The organism is Marinomonas sp. ABL3_031 (assembly GCF_056161265.1).
In genome coordinates this window covers 71,410-81,029 of record NZ_JBSWYU010000016.1, presented here as the reverse complement: position 1 = coordinate 81,029, position 9,620 = coordinate 71,410, and the positions used below count along the sequence as shown (strand labels likewise).

At 45.1% G+C, this 9,620-nt stretch carries 9 protein-coding genes; 1 reads left to right on the top strand and 8 read right to left on the bottom strand.

Annotated elements, in window-relative coordinates; genetic code table 11:
* Positions 1-186: 186 nt before the first annotated feature.
* The 6 genes from ispH to murJ all read right to left on the bottom strand — a co-directional run bounded on the left by ispH (position 187) and on the right by murJ (position 7,548).
* Positions 187-1,137, bottom strand: coding sequence for a 4-hydroxy-3-methylbut-2-enyl diphosphate reductase (gene ispH, locus ACXAH2_RS15795; protein ID WP_475079816.1), 951 nt, complete (start codon positions 1,135-1,137; stop codon positions 187-189).
* Entirely contained in the window at positions 1,134-1,565 is a 432-nt protein-coding gene (locus tag ACXAH2_RS15790; RefSeq protein WP_475079814.1) for an FKBP-type peptidyl-prolyl cis-trans isomerase, read from the bottom strand. Before ACXAH2_RS15790 ends, ispH begins: the two co-directional genes overlap by 4 nt.
* The gene (gene lspA / locus ACXAH2_RS15785; RefSeq protein WP_475079821.1) at positions 1,562-2,068 is read right to left on the bottom strand and encodes a signal peptidase II; all 507 of its coding nucleotides are present in this window, start codon (positions 2,066-2,068) and stop codon (positions 1,562-1,564) included. Before lspA ends, ACXAH2_RS15790 begins: the two co-directional genes overlap by 4 nt.
* A 4-nt stretch (positions 2,069-2,072) precedes the next feature.
* Positions 2,073-4,895 (bottom strand): isoleucine--tRNA ligase, encoded by a 2,823-nt coding sequence (gene ileS / locus ACXAH2_RS15780; protein ID WP_475079812.1) that lies wholly within the window; start codon positions 4,893-4,895, stop codon positions 2,073-2,075.
* A 32-nt stretch (positions 4,896-4,927) separates the two neighbouring features.
* Positions 4,928-5,857: a bifunctional riboflavin kinase/FAD synthetase gene (gene ribF / locus ACXAH2_RS15775; RefSeq protein ID WP_475079810.1), complete on the bottom strand. Its 930-nt coding sequence runs from the start codon at positions 5,855-5,857 to the stop codon at positions 4,928-4,930.
* A 119-nt stretch (positions 5,858-5,976) separates the two neighbouring features.
* Positions 5,977-7,548, bottom strand: a complete 1,572-nt coding sequence (murJ, locus tag ACXAH2_RS15770) for a murein biosynthesis integral membrane protein MurJ (protein ID WP_475079809.1) — start codon at positions 7,546-7,548, stop codon at positions 5,977-5,979.
* A gap of 234 nt (positions 7,549-7,782) precedes the next feature.
* Between murJ and rpsT the strand changes: the two genes are divergently transcribed.
* Complete coding sequence (rpsT, locus tag ACXAH2_RS15765; RefSeq protein ID WP_013797789.1) at positions 7,783-8,046, top strand: 30S ribosomal protein S20; 264 nt, start codon at positions 7,783-7,785, stop codon at positions 8,044-8,046.
* Positions 8,047-8,110: 64 nt separating this feature from the next.
* Here rpsT and ACXAH2_RS15760 read toward each other — a convergent pair whose 3' ends face one another.
* Together ACXAH2_RS15760 and proB are read right to left on the bottom strand one after the other, a co-directional pair.
* Positions 8,111-8,473 (bottom strand): diacylglycerol kinase, encoded by a 363-nt coding sequence (locus tag ACXAH2_RS15760; protein WP_475079807.1) that lies wholly within the window; start codon positions 8,471-8,473, stop codon positions 8,111-8,113.
* An 11-nt stretch (positions 8,474-8,484) separates the two neighbouring features.
* Positions 8,485-9,606 carry a glutamate 5-kinase gene (gene proB, locus ACXAH2_RS15755; RefSeq protein ID WP_475079819.1) on the bottom strand — a complete coding sequence of 374 codons (1,122 nt, stop codon included), beginning with the start codon at positions 9,604-9,606 and terminating at the stop codon, positions 8,485-8,487.
* Positions 9,607-9,620: the final 14 nt, after the last annotated feature.

The following is a 9,620-nucleotide window of genomic DNA, read 5'->3' as shown; positions in this document are numbered from 1 at the left end:
GTGTTAGACTCTCATGAGACTTCAATTTCTTTTTGAAGCCCCAGCGAGCGCCCACACAAATTATCTGATTATCTATTTTAAAGAGCGTGCTAACCGCTTATTTGCGATCAGTGGTGGCGTATAATACAGTTTGATTTTTTTTACGCAAGTGCTTTCGGCAAAAAAACTAAATATTTTTCCACCTAATCAAAGCTCGACTATCCTCAACTCCTTCGGCATCGAAAAGGACACATTTTCTTCCCTGCCTTTAAGCTCTTCTGGTGATGAGCCCCCTTCACTAATAAGGCGATCAATTACTTCATTCACCAACACCTCTGGCGCTGATGCTCCAGCAGTTACACCTACGCTACTAACTCCTTGTAACCAATCACGATTAATCTCACTTGCATTATCGATTAAATAAGCCTTTGCCCCCATTCTCTCAGCCAGTTCTTTAAGACGATTAGAATTAGAACTGTTCACCGACCCGACTACCAATACCAACTGTGAGTTTTCCGCCAATGTTTTCACGGCATCTTGACGGTTCTGTGTTGCATAGCAAATATCGTCTTTTTTAGGGCCACGAATGAGTGGAAAGTATTCTCTTAAAGCATCAATGACAACAGAGGTATCATCCATGGACAAAGTAGTTTGTGTAACAAAAGCCAATTTATCTGGATTATTAACCGTTAATTTTGCTACATCATCGGGACTTTCAACCAAGTAAATAGCGCCACCTTTTGAGTCATCATACTGCCCCATAGTACCTTCAACCTCTGGGTGACCATCATGACCAATCAGAACGCATTCCATCCCATCACGTGAATAACGCAATACTTCTAGGTGCACTTTAGTTACCAATGGACAAGTGGCATCAAATACTTTTAAACCACGATTTGTAGCCTCATCCCTTACCGCTTTTGATACACCATGGGCACTAAAGATAACAATATTATCGTCCGGCACCTGATGAAGCTCATCAACAAAAACCGCACCACGAGCTTTCAACGACTCCACCACGAATTTATTGTGGACCACTTCATGTCGCACATAAATTGGCGCCTCAAATATATCAAGACAACGATTCACAATATCAATGGCACGATCTACACCTGCACAGAATCCTCGTGGGTTAGCAAGCTGGATGGCAAAGCTCATGCTGTCTCCTCGACAGAGATAATCTGCACTTTAAACGTCAGGGTACGTCCAGCCAAAGGGTGATTAAAATCCACCAATACCTCTTCAGAACCGATTTCAGCAATCACACCAGGCAATTCGTTTTTACTCATATCAGCAAAAGACACAACCATCCCTTCCTCTAAATCCATATCAAATTGGCCACGAGGGATACGCTGTAAATTACTTTCGTTATGTGCACCAAATGCTTTTTCAGGAGGCATAACAAAGCTGGTTTCCGCCCCTTTATCTAGCCCTAAAAGCGCTTCTTCAAAAGCAGGTAGCAAACTACCATCACCGTAATTAAAGGTCGCTGGTGTTTGACCAAAGTTCGAGTCAACAATTTGACCATCTTCCAACGCCAGTTCGAAATGAAGACTAATACGGCTTTGTTCTGTAATTGAACTCATTTATCGTCACCTGTTTGCTTAGGGCCAATGACGCTTTCAACAAGCATCAAGACAACCCCAATCGTAATCGCACTGTCTGCCACATTAAAAGCAGGAAAATACCAAGATTGTTGCCAGTGAAATTGCAAGAAATCCACAACATGACCATACACCAGACGATCATACAAATTACCTATGGCGCCCCCCAAAATTAAACTTAAAGACAAGGCTTCAAGCACATGGGTTTTGGCAATTTTAACCAAACGCCAACTTATACCTATTACGACAGCGATTGCGATCAACGAAAATAACCAACGCTGCCAACCACCCGCTTGTGCCAAGAAACTGAACGCAGCCCCGGTGTTGTAACGCAGGGTCAAATCAAACACAGGCAATACGGCAATTTCTTGTCCATAGTGCAAATTTGCTTCTATTACCTGCTTGGTGATCCAATCCAATCCAAAAACAACCAGCGCCAGCGCCCACCAGCGCTGGAGTTGCTGTCTGATATAAGTCAACTTCATCTGATTAAGCATAAAAGCGCTCTTCACCTTCCCCATCAGGTAAATTACTGATACAACGATCACATAATTCCGGATGCACTTCACGCTTACCGACTTCTTCTCTGTGGTGCCAACAACGCACACACTTCTCGTTCGAGCTAGTCACAACTGATACTTTTAGTCCGGCCAGTTCAGAGTTAACCGCATCTTCAGATGCATCCGCCAAAGGCAATACTTTGACATCAGATGCGATCAACACGAAGCGCAACTCTTCTCCTAAACGATCCAATACATTTTGCAAAGCATCATCACAGTACAAGGTAATTTCCGCACTCAAACTCGCTTTAATCTTGCCGTCATTGCGCGCTGCTTCTAGTACCTTGTTGGTAGCTACTTTCGCTTCCAACACCTGCTTCCAGAAATCGCGACCAAGCTCTTCATCACCAGACAACTCAGTTAGACCTTCATACCAAGTTTCCAAGAACACGGATTCACCATGCTCACCTGGTAGTGCCTGCCAGATTTCATCGGCTGTAAAACTCAATACAGGAGCAATCCAACGAGTAAAGGCCTCAACAATGTGATACAAAGCCGTTTGTGCAGAGCGACGCGCCAAACTGTCTGGCTGAGTCGTGTACTGACGGTCTTTGATAACATCTAGATAAAAACCACCTAAGTCCACTGAACAGAAGTTCTGAATCTTCTGATTCACTGCGTGGAATTGGTACTCGTTGTAAGCCTCGTCGATCTCTTTTTGCAACTGCGCTGCACGATCTACGATCCAACGATCAAGAGCGATCATATTTTCGTTCTCAACCATGTCTTTCGCCGGATCAAAACCGTTCAAGTTGGCCAGCATGAAACGTGCTGTATTACGAATACGACGATAAGAATCTGCAACACGCTTCAGGATTTCGTCTGAAACCGTCATTTCGCCTGTGTAATCCGTTGCAGCCACCCACAAACGAATAATGTCAGCGCCTAAAGTACTCATTACTTTCTGTGGCGAAACAACGTTACCCAAAGACTTAGACATCTTGCGGCCATCACCGTCTACCGTGAAGCCGTGAGTCAACACACCTTTATAAGGTGGTACGCCGCGAATCGCGATAGATGTCTTCAAAGACGACTGGAACCAACCACGGTGCTGATCCGACCCTTCAAGATACAAATCAGCAGGGAAGCTTAACTCTTCACGCTGATCAATTACTGAGTAGTGCGTCACACCAGAATCAAACCACACATCCAAAGTATCTGTTACCTTGCTGTATTTCTCTGCATCCGCACCAAGCAATTCGGCCGCATCTAGCTCAAACCAAGCATCAATGCCTACTTTTTCAATACGCTGCGCAACTTCTTCGATAAGACGCGGTGTTTCTGGGTGCAACTCTTGCGTTTCTTTGTCAATAAAGAGCGCAATTGGCACCCCCCAAGTACGCTGACGAGACACACACCAGTCAGGGCTGTTATTCAACATACCCTCCATGCGGTTCTGCCCCCAGCTTGGCGTCCACTTAACGCCTTTAACGGCTTCTTTGGCAGAATCCAACAAACCTTTCTCATCCATACTAACAAACCATTGCGGCGTCGCACGGAAAATCAAAGGCGTTTTAGTACGCCAGCAATGTGGGTAACTATGGAAGATTTTTGATTGGAAAACCAACGCTTGGTGCTTATTCAACACTTCAAGAATGGCGTCATCAACTTTATAAACATGCATGCCAGCAAAGTCACCGGCCGCATCAGAATACACACCGTTATCCTGTACTAGATTAATCGTACCCAAACCATTAGCACGGCCCACGTTAAAGTCATCCACACCGTGATCTGGTGCTGTATGAACACAGCCTGTACCCGCTTCTGTCGTAACGTGCTCGCCCAAGATCAACAGAATATTACGCTCAAAGAAAGGATGATTCAGTAGACTGTCAGCCAATGACTGACCTTGTGCACGACCTACGATACGGAAGTCTTCTTGACCGTAACGCTGCATAACACCCGGCACCATGTCTTCGGCCAACACCAAACGCTCTTTGCCTTGACCCATATCCACTTCGACCAAAGCATAGTTAAACTCTGGATGGATGGATACCGCCTGACTAGCAGGCAAGGTCCAAGGAGTGGTTGTCCAAATCACAACAGAAACAGGGCCTTCTCCCGTGACATCAGAAAACCTTGCCAAGAAAGCCGCTTCATCTTGTGGAGCATAACGCACATCCAAAGACAAAGAGGTTTTATCCTGGTATTCCACTTCCGCTTCCGCCAAAGCCGAACCACCTACCACACTCCAGTAAACCGGCTTGAAGCCTTTTACTAGGTGACCGTTCTCAGCGATTTTGCCAAGTGCGCGAACAATATTGGCCTCTGTCTCGAAGTTCATGGTCAGATAAGGTTTTTCCCAATCCCCCATTACACCTAGACGAACAAAATCTTTTTTCTGCTCTTCGATTTGCGTATAAGCATATTCGCGGCATTTCGCGCGAAATTCTTTGAACGACACCTTGTCGCCCGCTTTGCCAATCATCTGCTCAACTTTATGCTCAATTGGCAGACCGTGACAGTCCCAACCAGGAATATAAGGCGCGTCATATCCGCTCACAGCTTTCGATTTAACAATAATATCTTTGAGGATTTTGTTAACCGCGTGACCAATATGAATACTACCATTAGCATATGGAGGGCCATCATGAAGAATAAATGGCTTACGACCTTTACTTACTTCGCGTACTTTCTTATAAAGATCCATATCCTGCCAACGCTTAAGCATTGCAGGTTCACGTTTTGCCAAATCACCACGCATCGGAAAATCCGTGTTTGGCAAATTCAGTGTCGGTTTATAATCACTCATGGTTTATCGATTTATCCTCAAAGATCATCAGTTCACTGATTGCTGAAAAAGCGAATCGCTTCTTCTTTGTCACATTGAATTTGTTTTTCTAACTCTTCTAGGCCGGACATTTTTCGTTCGGCTCGAATAAATTGGCGAAAGATGACATCCACATATTGATCATACAAATCACCTTCAAAATCCAGTAAATGCACCTCTAAAATAGGCGTTTTTCCTTGTACTGTTGGACGCACGCCAATGTTGGCAACGCCATCATGGCACTCACCATTAATCAATAGCTGCACAGCATAAACACCAGACAGAGCAGGCGTCACACCTTTTAAATGAATATTAGCGGTCGGAAAGCCAAGCTTGCGCCCCAACTGCTGACCATGAACGACTCGTCCACTCAAACTCACTGGATGGCCCATATTCATTTCAGCGGCTTTAACATCGCCCTGTTCTAAAGCAATACGAACCAAAGAGCTACTCACTCGCTGCTGCACTTCATTTAAAACCGATGGCGTATTCTCCACAACAAACTGATGCTGCTCACCAAAGCCTTTTAAATAGTTAAAATCTCCTTGACGATCACAACCAAAACGAAAATCATCGCCTACCACCAAATGCTTTACCGATAAGCCATCCAGCAAGATATGCTGACAGAACGCTTCAGCATCCAATTGTTGCAACTTAGGATTGAATGGCATGCACAATACGTAATCGATACCTTGATCCATCAAAAAGGCTACTTTATCGCGCAATCTACCGATTCTCCCAGGCGCGCTATCTGGCGCAAAGAACTCTCTCGGTTGCGGTTCGAAAATCATAATGGCAGCAGGCGCATCATATTGTTTTGCCAAATTTTTTACTCTTGACAAAATGGCGCTGTGGCCTAAATGAACACCATCAAAATTACCAATCGTCAGCACGCAGTCCTTATGCCTAGAACGGATATTATGAATACCGCGAATTAACTCCATAGAACCCCGTACAAAACAATTAAAGATTAACGTCAAAAAAATACCCGCGATTATATAGCAGTTCACCAGCCGAAGGTAGGCCAGAACTTATACAAGCCAAGCATAGACAAGTTAATTCCTTAATCCTGTTTTAAAATAGCGGGACGCAACCCAGCCACAAAGGCCACCAGAGCGTAAACAGCCACACCAGAGACGACGATCAGCAAGGTATTAGCAACGCGATGAATATCGGACATTTGCGTCCATTGCCAACCCAATTGCTGATAACCATACAAGCACGCAGCCAAAGCCAAAGTGGCGGACAACAAAATGCGCAGTATGACGCGCCATTGCGAAGTAAACACATGATGCTTAGCTCTGTACAAACCAAACCACAATAAAAATGCATTCAGAGCTGCCGACATGCTGGTCGCCAAAGCCAAACCAACGTGCCCAAGAGGCCAAACCAAAATCAGGTTAAAAATCATATTAGACACCATAGCAATAATGCCAATCTTTACCGGTGTTTTAGTGTCTTGGCGAGCGTAATAGCCTGGCGCCAAGACCTTTATTAGCATCATAAATACCAAACCTAGAGAGTACGCCTGCAAACTTTGCGCAGCTTTGTGTACATCATTTACCGTCAATTCCCCGCGATAGAAAATCGTGGCAATTAAAGGTTCCGCCAACATAAACAAAGCTAATGAAGAGGGCACTGCAATCAGCAACAAAATTCGCAGCGCCCAATCCATGGTGTCAGAGAAGCGCGACGACTCCCCCCCCGAAAAGCTCCGTGATAAGGAAGGCAAAATAACCGTACTTATAGCAATGGCAAAGATACCCAACGGCAATTCATATAAACGATCAGACAAATACAGCCAAGTAATACTGCCCGTTTCCAGAAAAGACGCCAACACAGTATCCAGTAACAAATTAATTTGTCCAACCGAGACACCAAACAAAGCAGGACCAATCAACAATAAAATCCGCTTCACGCCAGGATGCGAAAACCCTAACCTCGGCATGGACAAGAGTTTAAGTCGCGCTAAAAACGGCACCTGAAACAACAACTGAATCAATCCAGCAAAAAACACACCCCAAGCGACTGCCACTTCTGCCTGAGCGGCTGAGCGCGCAAACATCAAGGTCGCGACAATCAAAGAAATATTCAAAAAAATGGGCGTAATGGCTGGCACAGCGTATTCACCATGGGCATTTAAAATGCCGCCCGCCAAGGCCGTCAGAGAAATAAACAATAGATACGGGAACGTAATCACCAGCAATTCAGACGCCAATGCTGCTTGTGCGGCATCGTCAACAAAACCCGGCGCAAAAACATACACCACCCAAGGCGCGCACAACATAAACAATGCTGTGACACACAACAACACCAAACTCAATGAGCCAGTGACTGCCGCCACCAAAGCACGCACATCTGCTTGCGTTTCTTTCACACGATAATCACTTAATACCGGAACAAAGGCTTGCGAAAAGGCTCCCTCAGCAAACAATCGACGAAAAAAATTAGGAATTTTAAAGGCGACAAAAAAAGCATCGGCACTGCCACTGGCTCCTAATACAAAAGCCAACGCGGCATCTCGAACCAAACCTAATATCCGAGAAAGAAAGGTACAAATGGAAACCAACACACCAGAACGCAATAAAGACAAAGAGTTAGGTTTCTTGGTGACCGAAGAATCAAGTTCCGACATTTTGATTAAAGACACTTCCAAGCAATATAATCCGACAAGAATAACACCCAAAAGGCGATTAACGCAGCCAATTATATCGCCTGTTTTCACGAATAAATGCAGAATAGGGTTGTTAGAACGCAAAAAACTGGTAAAATCCGCCGCGAGATTTTAAAGTTAAAACTTTGACATTAATTTCACGACATAGCACTTTGCTGTGTCGTTTTCATTTAGAAAACTTAAAGGAGCCAGACCGTGGCAAATTCCGCCGGTTCAAAAAAACGTGCGCGCCAGGCAATTAAACGTCGCGCTCACAATGGTAGCCTTCGCTCTATGGTTCGCACTTACTTGAAAAAAGTAGACGCAGCTATCGAAGCAGGCAATCAAGCTGAAGCACAAGCAGCTTACGTTCTAGCGACTTCAAAGCTAGACAAAGCGGCTAACAAAGGCCTATACCACAAAAACAAAGCAGCTCGTCATAAGAGCCGCTTGAGTGCAAAAATCAAAGCACTGGCCTAATACCTATAAAAAAACCGGCAACTGCCGGTTTTTTTATATCCATCCTTGTCTCGCTAAGGCAAGGCTAGCCAAACAAAATCACTAACCAAACCACTGCTGCTAAAATCAACGCCAGCATCACCGCCGCAGAACCAAGATCTTTTGCCCTTCCAGATAATTCATGATGCTCATGACTAATGCGATCCACTACCGCCTCAACACTGGAATTAAAAGTCTCAACAATTAACACCATACCAACAGAGAAGATCAATACAGCACGCTCCAAACCATTATCACCAAGCCACAATGCCAAAGGCAAAGCAATTAAGAACAAACACACCTCTTGTCGAAAGGCTGCTTCATGCTGCCATTGAGCTCGCAACCCCTGATAAGAATATTTAGAGGCACTCAGCACACGACTCAAACCCACTTTTCCTGGCTTTGCCATACTCCACTCCTTTAAATAAGGACCAAATCGTCACGATGAATCAGCTCTGGCTCCCCTTCGTAACCTAGAATCTCACCGATTTTACCCGATGACTTACCTAACAGCTTTAACGTTTCGGCCACACTATAATTAATCAAGCCACGAGCAACCAATGCCCCAGATTCATCTACGCAAATTACCATATCACCACGAGAGAAAGTCCCTTCTGCGTCTTTTACTCCAACCGGCAACAAGCTACCTGCTTTACGCAAAGCCGACACCGCACCTGGATCCAAAGTCAAAGCACCGCGACTTTTTAGATGTCCCGCCAACCATTGCTTACGAGCCGCAATTGGACTGCTTTCTGGCAACAGCCAAGTCCCCAGCATGTCGCCTCTGCTAATACGTAAAATAACCTCTTCTTCACGACCAGAAGCAATTAGGGTATCCGCACCAGAGCGTGCCGCCAATCGTGCCGCACGCACTTTAGTTAACATACCGCCACTACCCAATACACCTGCGCCACCACTTGCCATGGACTCCAAGCTATCATCAGCAGCAGAAATATAAGAGATTAATTTTGCATCTTTATGATCACGAGGATTTTTATCAAACAAACCTTGCTGGTCCGTCAAAATAATGAGGGCGTCCGCTTCAACCAAATTCGCCACCAAAGCCCCTAAGGTGTCATTATCACCAAAGCGAATCTCATCGGTTACAACCGTGTCATTTTCATTAACAATGGGTACAACACCTAAACCAAGCAGAGTTCGCAACGAAGATCGTGCGTTTAAGTAGCGTCGACGGTTAGATAAATCGTCGTGGGTCAGCAAAATTTGCGCAGTACACAAGCCATGTTGTTCAAAATGCGACTCATACACGCCCACCAACTCCATCTGACCAACAGCGGCAGCCGCTTGCAACTCATTTACTTGGGTCGGTCGCTTCGTAAAGCCAAGACGCTTCATGCCAGCGGCAATGGAACCAGATGAAACCAACACAACTTCTTTTCCTTGCGCTCTTAAGGCAGCGATTTGTGATACCCACAAACCGATACGAGCCACATCCAAACCTTGCCCATCATTGGTCAACAACGCACTGCCAATTTTGACGACAATGCGTTGCGCCTGTGCAATTTTCTCACGCGTTTCCATGATACTACTTATAC

What these genes read in the sequence shown, in the direction of transcription:
- ispH (WP_475079816.1), bottom strand. Translation starts at nt 1,137, where the DNA reads ATGAGCTTTGCCATCCAGCTTGCTAACCCACGAGGATTCTGTGCAGGT.
- ACXAH2_RS15790 (WP_475079814.1), bottom strand. Translation starts at nt 1,565, where the DNA reads ATGAGTTCAATTACAGAACAAAGCCGTATTAGTCTTCATTTCGAACTG.
- lspA (WP_475079821.1), bottom strand. Translation starts at nt 2,068, where the DNA reads ATGAAGTTGACTTATATCAGACAGCAACTCCAGCGCTGGTGGGCGCTG.
- ileS (WP_475079812.1), bottom strand. Translation starts at nt 4,895, where the DNA reads ATGAGTGATTATAAACCGACACTGAATTTGCCAAACACGGATTTTCCG.
- ribF (WP_475079810.1), bottom strand. Translation starts at nt 5,857, where the DNA reads ATGGAGTTAATTCGCGGTATTCATAATATCCGTTCTAGGCATAAGGAC.
- murJ (WP_475079809.1), bottom strand. Translation starts at nt 7,548, where the DNA reads ATGTCGGAACTTGATTCTTCGGTCACCAAGAAACCTAACTCTTTGTCT.
- ACXAH2_RS15760 (WP_475079807.1), bottom strand. Translation starts at nt 8,473, where the DNA reads ATGGCAAAGCCAGGAAAAGTGGGTTTGAGTCGTGTGCTGAGTGCCTCT.
- proB (WP_475079819.1), bottom strand. Translation starts at nt 9,606, where the DNA reads ATGGAAACGCGTGAGAAAATTGCACAGGCGCAACGCATTGTCGTCAAA.